Annotated in this window: 17 protein-coding genes and 1 tRNA gene; 14 read left to right on the forward strand and 4 right to left on the reverse strand. The window is 64.2% G+C overall.

Translation table 11 applies throughout. The features are described 5' to 3' along the window. Positions 1 to 13 precede the first annotated feature (13 nt). From FXB40_RS23725 to FXB40_RS23735, 3 genes are all read left to right on the forward strand, one after another. Complete coding sequence (locus FXB40_RS23725) at positions 14 to 406, forward strand: RidA family protein (RefSeq protein WP_148774625.1); 393 nt, start codon at positions 14 to 16, stop codon at positions 404 to 406. Between the two features lie 12 nt (positions 407 to 418). Beyond that, entirely contained in the window at positions 419 to 1294 is an 876-nt protein-coding gene (locus FXB40_RS23730; RefSeq protein ID WP_148774626.1) for an amidohydrolase family protein, read from the forward strand. Between the two features lie 182 nt (positions 1295 to 1476). Next, positions 1477 to 3186, forward strand: coding sequence for a methyl-accepting chemotaxis protein (locus tag FXB40_RS23735; RefSeq protein ID WP_148774627.1), 1710 nt, complete (start codon positions 1477 to 1479; stop codon positions 3184 to 3186). Positions 3187 to 3224: 38 nt separating this feature from the next. On the opposite strand, the gene FXB40_RS23740 is transcribed toward FXB40_RS23735, so the two are convergent. Then, complete coding sequence (locus tag FXB40_RS23740) at positions 3225 to 3566, reverse strand: hypothetical protein (protein WP_210352177.1); 342 nt, start codon at positions 3564 to 3566, stop codon at positions 3225 to 3227. A gap of 51 nt (positions 3567 to 3617) precedes the next feature. Next, positions 3618 to 4619 (reverse strand): LLM class flavin-dependent oxidoreductase, encoded by a 1002-nt coding sequence (locus tag FXB40_RS23745; RefSeq protein WP_148774628.1) that lies wholly within the window; start codon positions 4617 to 4619, stop codon positions 3618 to 3620. A 285-nt stretch (positions 4620 to 4904) separates the two neighbouring features. Here FXB40_RS23745 and FXB40_RS23750 point away from each other — a divergent pair, with 285 nt between their 5' ends. From FXB40_RS23750 to FXB40_RS23760, 3 genes are read left to right on the forward strand one after another with little or no spacing between them, the layout of a single operon-like run. Beyond that, a complete protein-coding gene (locus FXB40_RS23750; protein WP_148774629.1) occupies positions 4905 to 5408 on the forward strand; it encodes a peptidase associated/transthyretin-like domain-containing protein in 504 nt (167 codons plus the stop codon). A gap of 11 nt (positions 5409 to 5419) precedes the next feature. Continuing rightward, positions 5420 to 6046, forward strand: coding sequence for a ferric reductase-like transmembrane domain-containing protein (locus FXB40_RS23755; RefSeq protein WP_148774630.1), 627 nt, complete (start codon positions 5420 to 5422; stop codon positions 6044 to 6046). A 53-nt stretch (positions 6047 to 6099) separates the two neighbouring features. After that, positions 6100 to 6588, forward strand: coding sequence for a Crp/Fnr family transcriptional regulator (locus FXB40_RS23760; protein ID WP_148774631.1), 489 nt, complete (start codon positions 6100 to 6102; stop codon positions 6586 to 6588). A gap of 1031 nt (positions 6589 to 7619) precedes the next feature. On the opposite strand, the gene FXB40_RS23765 is transcribed toward FXB40_RS23760, so the two are convergent. Then, a tRNA-Thr gene (locus FXB40_RS23765) sits at positions 7620 to 7694 on the reverse strand. A 315-nt stretch (positions 7695 to 8009) separates the two neighbouring features. Between FXB40_RS23765 and FXB40_RS23770 the strand changes: the two genes are divergently transcribed. The 5 genes from FXB40_RS23770 (at position 8010) to FXB40_RS23790 (ending at position 11934) form a co-directional block, all read left to right on the forward strand. Further along, positions 8010 to 8192 (forward strand): hypothetical protein, encoded by a 183-nt coding sequence (locus tag FXB40_RS23770; protein ID WP_148774632.1) that lies wholly within the window; start codon positions 8010 to 8012, stop codon positions 8190 to 8192. An 85-nt stretch (positions 8193 to 8277) separates the two neighbouring features. Beyond that, a complete protein-coding gene (locus FXB40_RS23775) occupies positions 8278 to 9945 on the forward strand; it encodes an FAD-dependent oxidoreductase (RefSeq protein WP_246207859.1) in 1668 nt (555 codons plus the stop codon). A gap of 122 nt (positions 9946 to 10067) precedes the next feature. Continuing rightward, positions 10068 to 10376: an EthD family reductase gene (locus FXB40_RS23780; protein WP_063985878.1), complete on the forward strand. Its 309-nt coding sequence runs from the start codon at positions 10068 to 10070 to the stop codon at positions 10374 to 10376. Positions 10377 to 10573: 197 nt separating this feature from the next. Beyond that, a complete protein-coding gene (locus tag FXB40_RS23785; RefSeq protein ID WP_148774634.1) occupies positions 10574 to 11083 on the forward strand; it encodes a hypothetical protein in 510 nt (169 codons plus the stop codon). 26 nt (positions 11084 to 11109) lie between these two features. Then, positions 11110 to 11934, forward strand: coding sequence for an alpha/beta fold hydrolase (locus FXB40_RS23790; RefSeq protein WP_148774635.1), 825 nt, complete (start codon positions 11110 to 11112; stop codon positions 11932 to 11934). Between the two features lie 12 nt (positions 11935 to 11946). Here the strand turns inward: FXB40_RS23790 and FXB40_RS23795 are convergent, their stop codons facing one another. Then, positions 11947 to 12588, reverse strand: coding sequence for a TetR/AcrR family transcriptional regulator (locus tag FXB40_RS23795; protein WP_148774636.1), 642 nt, complete (start codon positions 12586 to 12588; stop codon positions 11947 to 11949). An 84-nt stretch (positions 12589 to 12672) separates the two neighbouring features. On the opposite strand from FXB40_RS23795, the gene FXB40_RS23800 reads away from it, so the two are divergent. The 3 genes from FXB40_RS23800 to FXB40_RS23810 all read left to right on the forward strand — a co-directional run bounded on the left by FXB40_RS23800 (position 12673) and on the right by FXB40_RS23810 (position 14829). Continuing rightward, positions 12673 to 13611: an SDR family oxidoreductase gene (locus FXB40_RS23800; RefSeq protein WP_148774637.1), complete on the forward strand. Its 939-nt coding sequence runs from the start codon at positions 12673 to 12675 to the stop codon at positions 13609 to 13611. 26 nt (positions 13612 to 13637) lie between these two features. Next, the gene (locus FXB40_RS23805) at positions 13638 to 14297 is read left to right on the forward strand and encodes an NAD-dependent epimerase/dehydratase family protein (RefSeq protein ID WP_187437095.1); all 660 of its coding nucleotides are present in this window, start codon (positions 13638 to 13640) and stop codon (positions 14295 to 14297) included. Positions 14298 to 14379: 82 nt separating this feature from the next. Beyond that, entirely contained in the window at positions 14380 to 14829 is a 450-nt protein-coding gene (locus tag FXB40_RS23810) for a DUF2948 family protein (protein ID WP_187437099.1), read from the forward strand. Positions 14830 to 14969: the final 140 nt, after the last annotated feature.

Genomic DNA, 14969 nt, shown 5'->3' on the forward strand with positions numbered 1-14969 from the left:
GAGGAAGCGCATCATGACAGGCCCAACACGGCGCAAGAGCATCCATATCGGCGGCTTCAAGCACGCCAATCCGATTCCGAACGCCTGCCGCATCGGCAATCTCGTGATGTCCGGCGTCATCCTCGGTCGCGATGCTGCGGGTGCGATGCCGGAGAGCCTGGACGCCCAGTGCGCCAACATGTTCGGGCACATGAAGGCGACGGTGGAGGCGGCCGGCGGCACCACCGATGACATCATCAAGATGACGGTGTGGCTGAAGGACCGTGCGCAGCGCGCCCCGGTGAATGTCGAATGGCTGAAAATGTTTCCGGATGAGCATTCGCGCCCCGCGCGCCACGCGCTGCCGATGGACAACATGGACGGCGGCGCGCTGGTGCAGTGCGACTTCACCGCCGTGATCGACTGAGGAGTTTTGCGCATGCCGACCTATCTGCCGTTCGATCCGAACCCGCGCCGTCCGATCAAGGCGCCGCCGCCGAAAACCGTCGACAGCCAGTTTCATGTGCTCGGCCCCGTGGACAAATATCCGGAACGTCCTGGCGCGGCCTACCGGATGCCGACCGCAACCTGGGAAGCGGCGCTGCGTGTGCACAAGACGCTCGGCATCGAGCGTGGCATCATCGTGCAGACCACAACCTACGGCGCCGACCATTCCGTCGTGCTCGACGGTCTCGCTGCGATGGGCCCGAACTATCGTGGCTGCGCCAATGCCCTGGTGTTTGCCGAAGCGAACGACGCTTATCTTGCCAAACTGCACGACGCCGGCGTGCGCGGCGCGCGCTTCAGTTTTCGACAGGAGCTGGGCGCGGTATTGTCGGACGCCGATTTCGCCCGCGCCATCGCCCGCATCCGTGAGCTCGGCTGGTACGTCAAAATCCAGCCGGAGAAGGACGGCATCGTCTCCAGCGTGGCGAAGTACGAGAATCTCGACGTGCCCGTGCTGATCGATCACATGGCCCGCCCCGAGCCCTCGCGCGGCAAGGACGATCCGAACCTGCGCAAGATGCTGGAGCTGCTGAAGAAGGGCAATTTCTGGGTCATGCTCTCGCTCGGCGAGAAGACGTCGCAAGCGGGCCCTCCTTATGACGACGTGATCCCGATCGCGCGGACGTACATCGAGGCCGCCATCGACCGCTGCGTCTGGGCCAGCGACTGGCCGCATCCGGTCTCCGTCAAGCAGCCGCCCAACGACGCCGATCTGCTCGAACTCATGTTCCGCTACGCGCCCGACCAGGCGGAGCTGGAGAGGATTTTGGTGCACAATCCAGCGAAGCTGTTTGGGTATCTGGACTAGCGCGCCGTCATTGCTGGGCGCCGCGGCATTAACCCTTCAGTAACACCCGCGGCGCCGTGTGTGGCGCCTTCGTGGCGTAACTGAGTTCTTAACGAATTGCCTCTAGTTTGCGCATTCCCACCTCGTGATGGCCTGCCGCCTGATTCCGTGGGCGCCGCGCCCAGCAACATCGAAGAGGCAGAATGCCGGCTCTCAAGGACCTGTTTTCGCTGCGCTCGATCGGCGCCAAGCTCGCCCTCATGACCGTGGTCGGTGCGATCTGCATGGCGCTCGTCGCTTCCACCGTGCTGTGGATCGCGCGCAACCAACTTGTCACCGAGCGCATCGAAAAGGCGCATGCCGCCGTCGACATCGTCTACAATCTGGCCGATGGCTACTACAAGGCCTACAAGGCCGGCCAGTTGACCGAGGAGGAGGCCAAGAAGCGCTTCCTCGAAGCCAATAATTACGTCTGGTACGAAGACCACAGCAACTACGCTTACATCTACGACTACGAAACCGGGCTGTGCGTCTCTAATCCCGGCATTCCGCAATTCGTCGGCAAGGACATGCGTCCGAACAAGGACGCCAACGGCATGCTGTTCGCAGTCGCGCTGATGGACATCGCGAAGAAGGGCCAGGGCTCGTTGCGCTATTCGTTTCGCCGCAGCGGTAGCGATCCGACCCCGCTGGACAAGGTCGCCTTCACCCGCGGTTTCGCGCCGTGGAACCTGATGATCGGCTCGGCCGAATACATGTCGGAGGTCGACAACTCGTTCTGGTCGATGGTGCAGACGGCCTCGATGGTCATCGCAGTGCTGATGCTGGTCTCGATCATGATCGCCTGGGCCGTCGGCCGCAGCGTGGTCAAGCCGTTGATCAGCCTGAAGGAGCGCATGGCTTCGCTCAGCCAAGGCCAGCTCGAGGCGCCGGTCGCGCATGCCGATCGCCGCGACGAGATCGGGGAGATGGCGCGCACAGTGCAAGTGTTCCGCGACGCGATGCTCGAGACCAACCGCATGCGCGAAGAGCAGGTGGTGGCCGAGAAGCGCCGGGTCGAAACCCGCAAGGTCGACATGAACAAGCTCGCCGATCAGTTCGAGCGCGAGGTCGGCGAGATCATCGAGCTGGTCTCGGTGGCCGCCGGCCAGCTCGAGAAATCGTCGACGACGCTGTCCAAGACCGCCGACACCGTCTCGCAGGTCTCTAACCGTGCCTCCACGGCGTCGGGCGAAGCCTCCGCGAACGTGCACTCCGTGGCCGCCGCAAGCGAGGAACTTGCCTCCTCCATCGGCGAGATCTCTCGCCAGGTCGAGACCTCGGCCAAGATCGCGGGCGAGGCCGTCAGTCAGGCGCAGAAGACCGACAGCCGCATCAGCGAGCTGTCGCAGGCCGCGAGCCGGATCGGCGACGTCGTCGATCTGATCCAGACCATCGCCGGACAGACCAATTTGCTGGCGCTGAACGCGACCATCGAGGCCGCGCGTGCCGGCGAGGCCGGTCGCGGCTTTGCCGTGGTCGCGTCCGAGGTGAAGTCGCTGGCCGAGCAGACCGCCAAGGCAACCGACGAGATCAGCCAGCAGATCAACGACATCCAGTCGGCGACGCGGGATTCGGTTGCGGCGATCAAGGAGATCGGCACGACGATCGGCAAGATCTCGGAGATCTCGGCCGCGATCTCGACCTCGGTCGGGCAGCAGGGTTCTGCGACGCAGGAGATCTCCCGCAACGTGCAGCGTGCTGCCGAAGGCACCTCGCAGGTCGGGACCAGCATCGCCGACGTGCAGCGCGGCGCGTCAGAGACCGGCAGCGCCTCCGCCCTGGTGCAGTCGGCTGCGCAATCGCTCGCCAACGAAAGCACCCGCCTGAAGCGCGGCGTCGCCAGCTTCATGAGCTCGATCAGGGCGGCGTGACGGTCAGCGTCGCGTGCCTGTCCGGACGAAACCGGCGTCTACGACAAGCCGTGCATGAGCCAAATCACTGCGACCAGGTTCAGGAGTGCTGTTCCGGCGGGGCCTAAGGTTTTCATGCGATCATGGATCGTCAGTCCGACGAGGGCGTCGCACCCTTGAACGATGATCATGCTCAAGGCTATGGCGAGGAGCCATTCTGTCGATCCCGTCAGAAGCGGGATCACGCTTGCGATCGCGAGGGCCACGCTGCGGGCGCAAGCATAGAGCGCCATGGTGCGCGCGTTGCCGATTGCGCCCAAGGCTGCGGCCAGCGAAAATCCGAGGCTTATGATCGCGCTGATCAGCGTCACCAACGCACAGAAGATGAACGGTAAGGTCATTCGCGAAATCCCGTCGTTGCGTGGTCTGATTCCCGAATTGGTGCACGGGGATTATGCGGTAGCCGCCAGCCTGTCCCGCACCTCCGCCGCGATCTCGAACGAGCGCAGCCGCGCGGCGTGATCGTAGATCTGGCCCGTGGTCATCAGCTCGTCCGCCGCAGTGTCGGCGATCAGCTCCCTCAGCTTTTCCTCGACGACCGCGGGCGTGCCGACCGCGGAGATCGCCAGCGATTGCGCGACGCCGGCCTTCTCGCCCGGCGACCACAGCGCGTCCATGTCGTCGACCGGCGGCGGCAGCTGGCCGGGCGTGCCGCGGCGCAGATTGATGAACTGCTGCTGCAGCGAGGTGAACACGCGCTGCGCCTCGACATCGCTGTCGGCGGCAAACACGTTGACGCCGACCATCGCATAGGGTTTGTCGAGCTGCACTGATGGCTCGAATCGCGCGCGATATTCGCGCAGCGCCGGCATCATCATCTGCGGCGCGAAATGCGAGGCAAATGCGAAGGGTAGCCCCAGCATGGCTGCGAGCTGCGCGCCGAACATGCTCGAGCCGAGAATCCACAGCGGTACCTTCGTCCCCATGCCGGGCACGGCGCGAATGGCCTGGTTCGGCTGCACGTCGCCGAGCAGCGCCTGCAATTCCAGCACGTCATGCGGAAAGTTTTCGGCAGCTGTCGCAAGATCGCGCCGCATCGCCCGCGCGGTGAACTGGTCGGTGCCCGGCGCACGGCCGAGTCCGAGATCGATCCGCCCCGGATAGAGCGACTCCAGCGTGCCGAACTGCTCGGCGATCACCAGCGGCGAATGGTTCGGCAGCATCACGCCGCCGGAGCCGACGCGGATCGTCTTGGTCCCGCCTGCGACGTGCCCGATCACCACGGACGTCGCGGCGCTCGCAATCCCCGTCATGTTGTGATGTTCGGCCAGCCAGAACCGCTTGAAGCCCCACTTCTCTGCATGTTGCGCGAGATCGACCGAATTGCGAAAGGCCTGCGCGGCGTCGGAGCCCTGCCTGATGGGCGCGAGGTCGAGCACGGAGAAGGGGATCATGGGAGGGCTACCGGAATGGGGGCTGGGGAATGACGGGCAAGGACCACATGTAATGTCAGCGCGTAGGATGGGTAGAGCGAAAGCGAAACCCATCATGCCTCGTCATCGAACAACGCTTTGATGGGTTTCGCTTGCGCTCTACCCATCCTACGAAGCTGTTCGCGTGGCCACCCCGTTCACAAGCCCGTTATTGCGACCCATGGCGCCCGTCGTCTCAGCTGGGCGTTTCGCGCCTGTTGTTGTACCCTCTGTGAAATAACCGCACCGTCGCCAGGAGGAACCGAGATGACCATCGTCGTACTCAGCCGCCGCAGCCTCCTCGCCGCCGGCGGTGCCGTCCTTGCAACCGGCGTTTTGACAAACGGGGTTTCCAGCCTCCTGCCGCCTGCCCGCGCGGATGGTCTAGCGCCCACGGAATCGATGACGGGCGGGGCGAACAACTACCGCAAGGGCGCGGCGATCGTGGACCGGATCGGCAAGGGCGGCTTCTGGATGAGCGGCACCGTGCGCCGCGCCGGTGACGGGGCGCCGCTCGCCGGTCAGCGTATCCAGATCTGGGCGCACACGGTCGAAGGCCAGGAGCACGAGCCGCAGAGTCACGGCGCCACGCTCACCGACAAGGACGGCGCGTTCCGGCTGGAGATGCCGCAGATCATTCCGATCTTCGGCCAGCCGCATGGTCACCTCGCCTATGACAGCGGCGAGTTCAAAACCGTCTTTCTGCGGCCGATCATGCGGAGCGCGAAGGAAACCAGCCTTGAGGCGCACTTCGTGCTTCAGCCGGCCTGATCGCGTTGCAGATGAAGGGGTGGAGATCGGCCCGGGTACCCCTGATCTGGGCCGCCCTTGCTTTGGCCATTGGTGTGCCGATCGCGTTCGCCGCGGCAAGCGAGCAGCTCGCATGGCGCGGCCCGGTCTACATCCTCGCCGGATTCGCAGGCATCGTTGCCCTCGGTCTCGTGCTGATTCAGCCGCTGCTGATCGGCGGATATCTGCCTGGCCTGTCGGCCTATCGCGGACGGCGCGCCCATCACTGGATCGGTGGCGCGCTTGCTCTGGCGGTGGTGATCCATGTCGCCGGTCTCTGGATCACCAGTCCGCCCGACATGATCGACGCGCTGACCTTCGCATCGCCGACGCCGTTCTCGCCCTTCGGTGTGATCGCGATGTGGGCCATCTTCGCCGTCGCGCTTCTGGCGCTACTACGCCGGCGGTTGGGATTGCGGCTGCGAACCTGGCGCATCGTCCATATTCCACTCGCAATCGTCATCGTCGTATGCGGCGTGGTCCATTGCCTGCTGATCGAGGGGACGATGGAGACAATCTCGAAAGCGGTGCTTTGCGCAGCTGTGCTTGCGGCAACCGTAAAAGTCATGGCTGATCTCTGGCGGAAGCGGACGCTGCGCGGCGAGCGGATCCCGGGCTGACCTCATCCTGCGGGCTGATTGCCGCTGATATCGACGGGAGGTATCCTCGCGCGATGACTGCCAGCTCTCCCGATCTGAAAGCATTCCTGCTCGCGACGCCGTTCTTCGGCGGTCTCACGGATGCGAGTCTCGACCTCCTGATCTCGATGCTGGTCGAGTGCCGCTTCGATGCTGGCGCGACCGTCGTGGCGGAAGGCGAGCCGGGACGCTCGATGTTCATCGTCAGGTCCGGTCGACTGGCGGTGAGCAAGCGGGCGACTTCAGGAAGCGTCATCCCGATTTCCGTTCTGGAGCCCGGCGATTTCTTCGGTGAAATGACGCTGATCGAAATGCAGAATCGATCCGCCACGGTGGTCGCGGAAAGCCCGACGGTACTCTACGAGCTGACGGCCCAAAAACTCTACGCCTGCTACAAGGCCGATATCCACGCCTACGTGATCATCCTGCAAAACATCAATCGCGAGCTGTGCCGGCGGCTGCGGCGCGCCGATGATCGCTTTGCGGGACATCAGGTGGGGGATGAGAGAAACTCTGCGAGATGAATGTGCGTCTTGGCGATGCCGCGATTTCGTAGCCCGGATGGAGCGAAGCGCAATCCGGGGCAATTGCGTCCGCGGCTGATGACCCCGGATTACGCTTGCGCTCCATCCGGGCTACGGCGCTACAGCAACGCCATCGAGTGCAGCGAATTTCTGTGAAAGCCGAAGGCAACCAAGCCGGAAAGAAGCAGGGCAGTCCCAGTCACGATCAGGCAAAACGCAAGCACTATTGGAGCCTCTGGTTCGTCATGTCTGACAAAGACGATAATAGATAAAATTTTACCGACAATCGAAAGGAAGAATTAACCTTACCTGCGCGGCCCAATAGGTCGGAAAGTCGGCATTTGGGATCCGGTATGCGCGCAGATCTAAACCGTCGGGCAAAACACCCACCTCTCACAAAACCTCGTCAACCCTCCTCCACAAAAATATTCTACTTTACCGAAATTCGGATTTGCGGCACACTCCCGCCATCCCGACCCCTGGAGAGGGGCGATCGTACGTCGTCACGAACGTGGGTTGGGGTGCGGTGGACGCGGCAGCGCCGGCGCGGATGTGGGAGCAGGGCGGGCAGAGGATTGAGCCGAACCCCGTGAGCTCACCGCAAGCCGTGTCGCACGAACGGCGCCTGTACCCGGCGAAGCCCTTGGGCGAAGCGGGGTCGCTGCGTACGGCAAAACCGTGTGGTCCTGGCTGTCGTTGCTACAGCCAAGCTTTCGCGACGATGCATCGCCCCAACCGGGCGCGGTGCATCAACTGCGTCGCGAAGTGACGGTGACAACAAGAACTCGTCGCCGGGGAGAGCATGGCATACGCCGTCAAACCACCGCGCAGGGAAGGCCGAGTGTTCGGCGTCACCTGTATGCTGCTGTGCGGTCTCCTTGCGCTACACTTTCGCGCAGCGGACCGTGGGTGCCCGTCGGCACCCGGTCTTCCCTGCGCCCTCTTCACGGAGGAGGGCAACGGAAACGAGCAAAACTCGGGCGTTGGGTGCCGCGAGAATGATGATTCATGCGTACTTGCAAGAGATGAAATGGTGCTGCCAGACAGGATTGAACTGTCGACCTCTCCATTACCAATGGAGTGCTCTACCACTGAGCTACGGCAGCATGTGCTGGGATAAGAATCGGCCACCCGAGGGGCCTACCAAGCGGGCCGATATCTGCCACAGGCCTCCCCGCTGTGCAAGCTTGCTAGCCCCGCCAAAGCGAGAAAATCGGGGCGATATCGGGGGCAACATGGCTGTTTTGGCCCGAAACGGTCGACTTTCCGCTCATTTGGTTCCGCTTGCCCCGGCCAACTGGCCAGTTGGCCCGTGCGGCGGATTCGACCCATTTTGAGTTTCGCACGATCGGGGCGGCGCGGGCCTCTTGAGCTGCCGCATTCTCTGGGCATGTTATCGCCAACCGTTGTATGGACCCCTGATGGCTGACGAGAACGACAGAAGCGCGAAGCAGGCGAGGGGATCGCGGGACGACCGCCTGAAATCGGCGCTGCGGGAGAATCTGAAGCGGCGCAAGGCGCAGGCGCGCGAACGCGCCGCAAGCGCCGACCCCTCGCAAGTCGACGATGGTTCCCTAGATGAGGGGACCGCCGAGAAGACCTGAAGTCAGAGACGCGCGGCTAGAATTTTTTGGAGTGCATGCAGTGACAATCGGGCAGGACGACACACACCCAACCGATCGCGACGTGATGATGTCGCGGTTCACCCGTCCCGAGCAGACTTTTCCCGCGCTGACATCCGCCGAGATCGAGCGCATGCGGCATTTCGGCGAGGTCCGCACCTATAAGCATGGCGAGCTGCTGTTCGAAACCGGCAAGCCGGGGCCGGGCATGTTCGTCTTGCTGAAAGGCCGTGTCGCCATGACCCAGCGCGACGGCCTCGGCAATATCACCCCGTTGATCGATCAGGGGCCGGGGCAATTTCTGGCCGAACTCAGCCAGCTCTCCGGCCGTCCGGCGCTGGTCGACGGCCACGCCGAAGGCGATGTCGAGACGCTGTTGCTGCCGCCGGAGCGCCTGCGCGCGCTGCTGGTCGCTGAGGCCGAGCTCGGCGAGCGCATCATGCGCGCGCTGATCCTGCGCCGGGTCAACCTGCTCCAGGCCGGCATCGGCGGCACCGTGCTGATCGGTCCGTCGCATTCGGCCGGCGTGGTCCGCCTGCAGGGCTTCCTCACCCGCAACGGCCAGCCGCATCATCTGCTCTGTCCCGAGCGCGATCGCGATGCTGCCGAATTGATCGCGCGCTATTCGCCGAAACCCGAAGACTGGCCGCTGGTCGTCACCTCTGATGGTGCGGTGCTGCGCAATCCCGGCGAAACCGAGCTTGCGCGCGCGATCGGCATGATCGGCGGCCCGCGCAATGACCGCATCTACGATGTCGCCATCGTCGGCTGTGGACCGGCGGGGCTCGCGACCGCCGTGTATGCGGCGTCCGAAGGGTTGTCGGTCGCAGTCCTCGACACCCGTGCCTTCGGCGGCCAGGCCGGCGCCAGCGCGCGCATCGAAAACTATCTGGGCTTTCCGACCGGCATCTCCGGCCAGGCGCTCACCGCGCGCGCCTTCAACCAGGCGCAAAAATTCGGCGCCGACATCATGATCCCTGTCACGGTGCAGTCGCTCGACTGCACGCGCAAGGATGGCGCGTTTTCGGTCGCGGTCGATGGCAGCGATCCCTTGCGCTCGCGCGCGATCGTGGTCGCGAGCGGCGCGCGCTATCGCCGGCCAGACATCGAGAACCTCGACAAGTTCGAGGGCCGCGGCGTCTGGTATTGGGCCTCGCCGGTCGAGGCGAAGCTGTGCGCCGGCGAGGAAGTGGCTCTCGTCGGCGCCGGTAATTCGGCGGGGCAGGCGGCCGTGTTCCTGTCGGGTCACGCCAAGAAGGTTTTGATGATCATTCGCGGCGGCGGGCTCGGGGCCAGCATGTCGCGCTATCTCATCGAGCGCATCGAGGCGACGCCGAACATCGAGCTGCTGTTCAACACCGAGATCAGTGCGCTCGAAGGCGACGAAGCCTCGCTGTTGCGGCGCATCCGCTTGCGGAGCCGGCTGTCGAGCGACGAGGAAACCGCCGACATCAAGAATCTCTTTTTGTTCGTCGGCGCCGATCCCGCGACAGGCTGGCTCGACGGCTGCGGCGTGACGCTCGATCGCGGCGGCTTCGTCGTGACGGGTGCGCAGTCCGAGCAGAACCAGGGCCGGCTGGTGGCGCCGCTGGAGACCTCCGTGCCGGGCGTCTACGCCGTCGGCGACGTCCGCTCCGGCTCGGTCAAGCGCGTCGGCGGCGCCATCGGCGAAGGTGCGCAGGTCGTGGCCTCCCTGCACGGCTATCTCGGCGACGCCGCAAAACCGGCGCTTTAGTCAAGGACAACACAAGCAAATGGCAAGTCGATTGTGACTTGCCATCTTGCCGTGTCCCACGGACTATCGCCGCGTCGCGCGACCAATCGCGTGGAAGAACAAAGGTTCAACGGGAGGACTAAATGGCCGAACTCGTCGTGCTCTACAAGACGCCCAAAGACGCCGCCGCCTTCGACAAGCATTATGCCGAGACCCACATTCCGCTCGCCAAGAAGCTTCCCGGCCTGAAGAAATACGCAGTCAGCACGGGCGCAGTCGGCTCGCCCGCCGGACCGTCCGGAGTTCATCTCGTCGCCATTCTCAGCTTCGACAGCGTGGGCGACATCCAGAAGGCCTTCGGCAGCGAAGCGGGCAAGGCGGCCGCCGGCGACGTGCCGAAATTCGCCAGCGGTGGCGCCGACCTCTTGATCTTCGACACCAAGGAAGTGTGAGACGCGACGATCGATTCAACTTTCGTCGAAAGCTGCTGTCGTTTGTGACAGCGCTGCAAAAAATTCAGCCATGCGTTTGTCGATTCGCACGATGACGCATGGCTGTGCGCGCATGTGTGATGCCGGCGCAGGTGGCAATCCGATGAGGACCGTAATATCAATCTTCCGGTCTCAATGCAGAGAATAGGAGAGATGTCATGGTTCTCGGGATGAGCCTGCAAGCCTTCACACTGGTCCATGTCATCATCAGCCTGATCGCCATCGTGATCGGCCTGATCGTGATGTTCGGCCTGCTCAGCTCGAAGCCGATGCCGGGCCTCACCGCGATCTTCCTCATTTTCACCATCCTGACCAATGCGACCGGCTTCCTGTTTCCGTTCAAGGAGCTGCTGCCATCGTACATCATCGCCGGCATCTCGCTGGTGCTGCTCGCGATCGCCTGCATCGCGCTCTACGGCATGAAGCTCGCGGGCGCGTGGCGGCCGGTCTACATCGTGACCGCGATGATCTCGCTCTACTTCAACGTCTTCGTGTTGGTCATCCAGTCGTTCCTGAAGGTGCCGGCGCTGGCCGCGCTCGCGCCGGCCGTGCCGCCGAATCCACCGGGAGGTCCCGTGTTCGCCGTGGTGCAGGGCATCGTGCTGGTGTTCTTCGTGCTGGTGACCATCGGCGCCTGGCGCCGCTACAGGCCGATGGCGTTCGCCTGATCGTTTCCGACTAAAGGAGTTCCCCCATGCCCACCATCACCACCAAAGACGGCGTCGAGATTTTCTTCAAGGATTGGGGTTCGGGCCAGCCGATCGTGTTCAGCCATGGCTGGCCCTTGTCGGCGGACGATTGGGACGCGCAGATGATGTTCTTCGTCACCCGCAGCTATCGCGTCATCGCCCATGACCGCCGCGGCCACGGTCGCTCGTCGCAGGTCGCCGACGGCCACGACATGGATCACTACGCCGACGATCTCGCGGCCGTGACCGCGCATCTCGACCTCAAGAACGCCATCCATGTCGGCCATTCCACCGGCGGCGGCGAGGTCGTGCATTACATCGCGCGCCACGGCGAGAGCCGGGTCGCGAAGGCCGCGATCCTCTCCGCGGTGCCGCCGCTGATGGTGAAGACGGAGGCCAATCCCGGCGGCCTGCCCAAGGACGTGTTCGACGGCTTTCAGACAGCACTCGCCGCCGGCCGCTCGGCGTTCTACCGCGACATCGCTGCCGGGCCGTTCTATGGCTACAATCGTCCCGGCGCAAAGCCGTCGGAAGCGGTGATCCAGAACTGGTGGCGCCAGGGCATGATGGGCGGCGCAAAGGCCCATTATGACGGCATCGTCGCGTTCTCGCAGACCGACTTCACTGAGGATCTGAAGAAGATCAACGTGCCGGTGCTGGTGATGCATGGCGACGATGACCAGATCGTGCCCTACGCCGATTCCGCGCCGCTGTCGGCCAAGCTGCTCAAGAACGGCACGCTGAAGACCTACAAGGGCTTTCCGCACGGCATGCCGACCACGCACGCCGAAACCATCAACGCGGATCTGCTGGCGTTCTTCAAGGCGTAAGGCTGAAGCAGATCACTTCAATATCTCTCTGATCGCGTCGAACGTTCGCTTCACGAAAGCCTCCGGCTTGTCGCGCGTGCCTTCGCAGAGCCAGCTCTCGCCGCCGACGCGCATCGCGCCGGTGGCGATCATGGCGACGAGCCGGGCCTTCAGCCGGTCCGACTTGCGCCCCGAGCGTTGCGCAAGTCCGTCCGCCAGCGCGCGTTCGAGCTTCTCGTATTTGAGCTGGTCGCGCGCCTGTAGCGCGGGATTGTCGCGCTTGAGCCGTGCCATCGCCGCCGCCTCGGTCGGATCGAGCCGTTTGACCGCCGCCGCAATCGCGCTTTCCGCGGCCGTCAGCAGGGATTCGTCTGCGGGCCTTGCGATGATCGCGGCGACGAGGGCGGTTGAAGCATCCTCCTGCCAGGCGGCAACCACGTCCTCTTTCGAGGCGAAGTAATGGAAGAAGCTCCGGCGCGACACATCGGCAGCAGTCGCGATGTCGTCGATGGTCGTGGCCTCGAAGCCGCGCTCCAGGAAAAGCGCCATCGCCGCGCGGGTCAGCCGCTCGCGCGTTTCCTGCTGCTTGCGCTGGCGCAAGCCGGTTGCCGCCGGCAATTTCTCCCCAGCGGGCAAGGGCTTGGTGCGTTTTCCGGCCTGTTTCGAAGCCTTCAAATTATTTCACCTCTTGCAAACTTGCACTCAGTGCACATTTAGACCCGTCGCGGGCCTGATTCCAGCCCTGAACGGAGATATGGCATGACCGACTGGACCACGGCAGACATCCCCTCTCTCAGCGGCAAGACCGTCGTCGTCACCGGGGCCACCGGCGGTCTCGGCTACGAGACGGCGCTGGCGCTGGCGGGCGCCGGCGCCTTCGTCATACTCACGGGACGCAACGACGCAAAGGGCCTGCGGGCGATCGAGCGCATTTGCGCGCAGTTTCCGAACGCGCTGATCGCCTATGAGCATCTCGACCTCGCCAGCCTGCCGTCGGTCGCCGATTTTGCGCAGCGTTTTGCCGCCAGCAACGAACAGATCGACCTCCTCGTCAACAATGCCGGCGTGATGGCACTGCCGGAGCGGCAGCAGACCGAGGACGGTTTTGAGATGCAGCTCGGCACCAACTATCTCGGCCATTACGCGCTGACGGCGCGCTTGCTGCCGCAACTGCGCCGCGCCAAGGACGCGCGCGTCGTCAATCTCTCGAGCCTTGCGCACCGCACCGGCGCGATCAATTTCGACGATCTCCAGAGCAAACGGTCCTACCGTCCCTGGCCCGCTTACTGCCAGTCCAAGCTCGCGATGCTGATGTTTTCGCTCGAATTGCAGCGCCGCAGCGATGCGGCCGGCTGGGGTGTGCGAAGCGTTGCTGCCCATCCGGGCTACGCGCGGACCGATCTCATTCCGAACGGCCCGGGCGCCGACGGCCTGTCATGGCGGGTCGGCCAACTGCTCCAGCCCCTCATCAGCCAGTCCGCTGCCGAGGGCGCGCTGCCGACACTGTTCGCGGCGACGTCTGCGGCCGCAGAGCCCGGCGGCTATTACGGCCCCAACTGGTTCTACGAATTGAAGGGGCCGCCAGTCCCGGCGAAGATCATGCCGCGGGCGAAGGATTTCGCGTCTTCCGCCAAGCTGTGGGATGTCTCGGCGACGCTGACCGGTGTATCCTTCGACGAGATCGCGGCCGCCGCATGAGCCGGGATTTGGGTGGGGACGTCCCGATGCGTGTCATCATTTTCGGCGCGACCGGCATGGTCGGGCAGGGTGTGTTGCGTGAGTGTCTGGTCGATGCCGGCGTTGAGCGCGTGCTCGTGGTTGGGCGCAGTCCGATCGGCGTGCGCAACGCTAAGCTCACCGAGATCATCCACGATGATTTCACCGATTATTCGGCCATCGATACCCAGCTCACCGGCTATGACGCCTGCTTCTTCTGTCTCGGCGTTTCCTCGATCGGCATGGACGAAGAGCGCTACCGCCATCTCACCCACGACATCACGCTCGCGGCGGCGACGACGCTGGCGCGGCTCAATCCGCAGATGACCTTCACCTATGTCACCGGCGCCGGCACCGATTCCACCGAGCAGGGCTCGCGGATGTGGGCGCGCGTCAAGGGCAAGACCGAGAACGATCTGCTCAAGCTGCCGTTCAAGGCCGCCTACATGTTCCGGCCCGGCGCGATCCAGCCGCTGCACGGGATACGCTCGAAGACGGCCTGGGTGCAGGCGGTCTACGACGTGACCTGGCCGCTGTGGTCGGTGCTGCGCCGGATTTCGCCCGGGCTCGTCACCTCGACCGAGCAGATCGGCCGCGCCATGATCCATGTCGCGCGGGTCGGCTATCCCAGACGCGTGCTGGAGATGGAGGATATCAATAGCGTCTAGCGCAGGGGGTCGCTAGTTTGCGCGGATATTTCGGCAGCCCTGCGCGTTGAGCCGTCTCAGCCCTCGAGGAGAAGTGTCAGTGATGTCTCCCCAGCTCAAACTGATCGCGCTCGATGCCGACGATCTCGCCGTGATCTCGACCCATGTGCAGGATGCCCGCGTCCAGCCTTCCGACATCATCTGGCGGCAGGGCGAGAAGCGCCTGGTGGTCGGCATGAGTCGGCTGGATTGGGAGCAGACGCTGGCGGGCGAGACCGAGCAGCGCCGGCTGGTGTCAGCGCTCCGCTTCGACCGCGTGCTCGCCTGCAAGTCGCGCAATATCGATCTCGCGACACCTGAGGCGGTCCTTGACCTCGTCGGCATCGAGTTTCATCCCCGGGACGGCCGCGATGAGGAGCCCGGCGGCAGCGCGCTGTTACTGTTTGCCCAGGGTGGCGCCATCCGCCTCGACGTCGAATGCCTGGAATGCGAGCTGACCGATCTCGGGGCGGACGAATTGGGAACGGGGCTTGGGATCGAGGGGGAGGGGTGAGGTTGTCTGTATACCAGCCGAACCGGCTCGGGCCCTCGCCTGAACGGTAGATTTCCAAGGGGACTGCCAAGGGTTGACGCAGCTTCCCCGCCGCGCCATTGAGCAGGGGGCCGGTGAGCCAGACTGCGCCCCCTCAACCA

The sequence above is a fragment of the Bradyrhizobium rifense genome, assembly GCF_008123425.1.
GTDB lineage: Bacteria > Pseudomonadota > Alphaproteobacteria > Rhizobiales > Xanthobacteraceae > Bradyrhizobium > Bradyrhizobium rifense.

Excerpts from the sequence above, each read along its gene's own strand:
- FXB40_RS23810 (WP_187437099.1), top strand. The coding sequence starts at position 14,380 with ATGTCTCCCCAGCTCAAACTGATCGCGCTCGATGCCGACGATCTCGCC.
- FXB40_RS23750 (WP_148774629.1), top strand. The coding sequence starts at position 4,905 with ATGACCATCGTCGTACTCAGCCGCCGCAGCCTCCTCGCCGCCGGCGGT.
- FXB40_RS23800 (WP_148774637.1), top strand. The coding sequence starts at position 12,673 with ATGACCGACTGGACCACGGCAGACATCCCCTCTCTCAGCGGCAAGACC.
- FXB40_RS23790 (WP_148774635.1), top strand. The coding sequence starts at position 11,110 with ATGCCCACCATCACCACCAAAGACGGCGTCGAGATTTTCTTCAAGGAT.
- FXB40_RS23780 (WP_063985878.1), top strand. The coding sequence starts at position 10,068 with ATGGCCGAACTCGTCGTGCTCTACAAGACGCCCAAAGACGCCGCCGCC.
- FXB40_RS23770 (WP_148774632.1), top strand. The coding sequence starts at position 8,010 with ATGGCTGACGAGAACGACAGAAGCGCGAAGCAGGCGAGGGGATCGCGG.
- FXB40_RS23740 (WP_210352177.1), bottom strand. The coding sequence starts at position 3,566 with ATGACCTTACCGTTCATCTTCTGTGCGTTGGTGACGCTGATCAGCGCG.
- FXB40_RS23755 (WP_148774630.1), top strand. The coding sequence starts at position 5,420 with ATGAAGGGGTGGAGATCGGCCCGGGTACCCCTGATCTGGGCCGCCCTT.
- FXB40_RS23805 (WP_187437095.1), top strand. The coding sequence starts at position 13,638 with ATGCGTGTCATCATTTTCGGCGCGACCGGCATGGTCGGGCAGGGTGTG.
- FXB40_RS23745 (WP_148774628.1), bottom strand. The coding sequence starts at position 4,619 with ATGATCCCCTTCTCCGTGCTCGACCTCGCGCCCATCAGGCAGGGCTCC.
- FXB40_RS23725 (WP_148774625.1), top strand. The coding sequence starts at position 14 with ATGACAGGCCCAACACGGCGCAAGAGCATCCATATCGGCGGCTTCAAG.
- FXB40_RS23760 (WP_148774631.1), top strand. The coding sequence starts at position 6,100 with ATGACTGCCAGCTCTCCCGATCTGAAAGCATTCCTGCTCGCGACGCCG.
- FXB40_RS23735 (WP_148774627.1), top strand. The coding sequence starts at position 1,477 with ATGCCGGCTCTCAAGGACCTGTTTTCGCTGCGCTCGATCGGCGCCAAG.
- FXB40_RS23775 (WP_246207859.1), top strand. The coding sequence starts at position 8,278 with ATGATGTCGCGGTTCACCCGTCCCGAGCAGACTTTTCCCGCGCTGACA.
- FXB40_RS23730 (WP_148774626.1), top strand. The coding sequence starts at position 419 with ATGCCGACCTATCTGCCGTTCGATCCGAACCCGCGCCGTCCGATCAAG.
- FXB40_RS23785 (WP_148774634.1), top strand. The coding sequence starts at position 10,574 with ATGGTTCTCGGGATGAGCCTGCAAGCCTTCACACTGGTCCATGTCATC.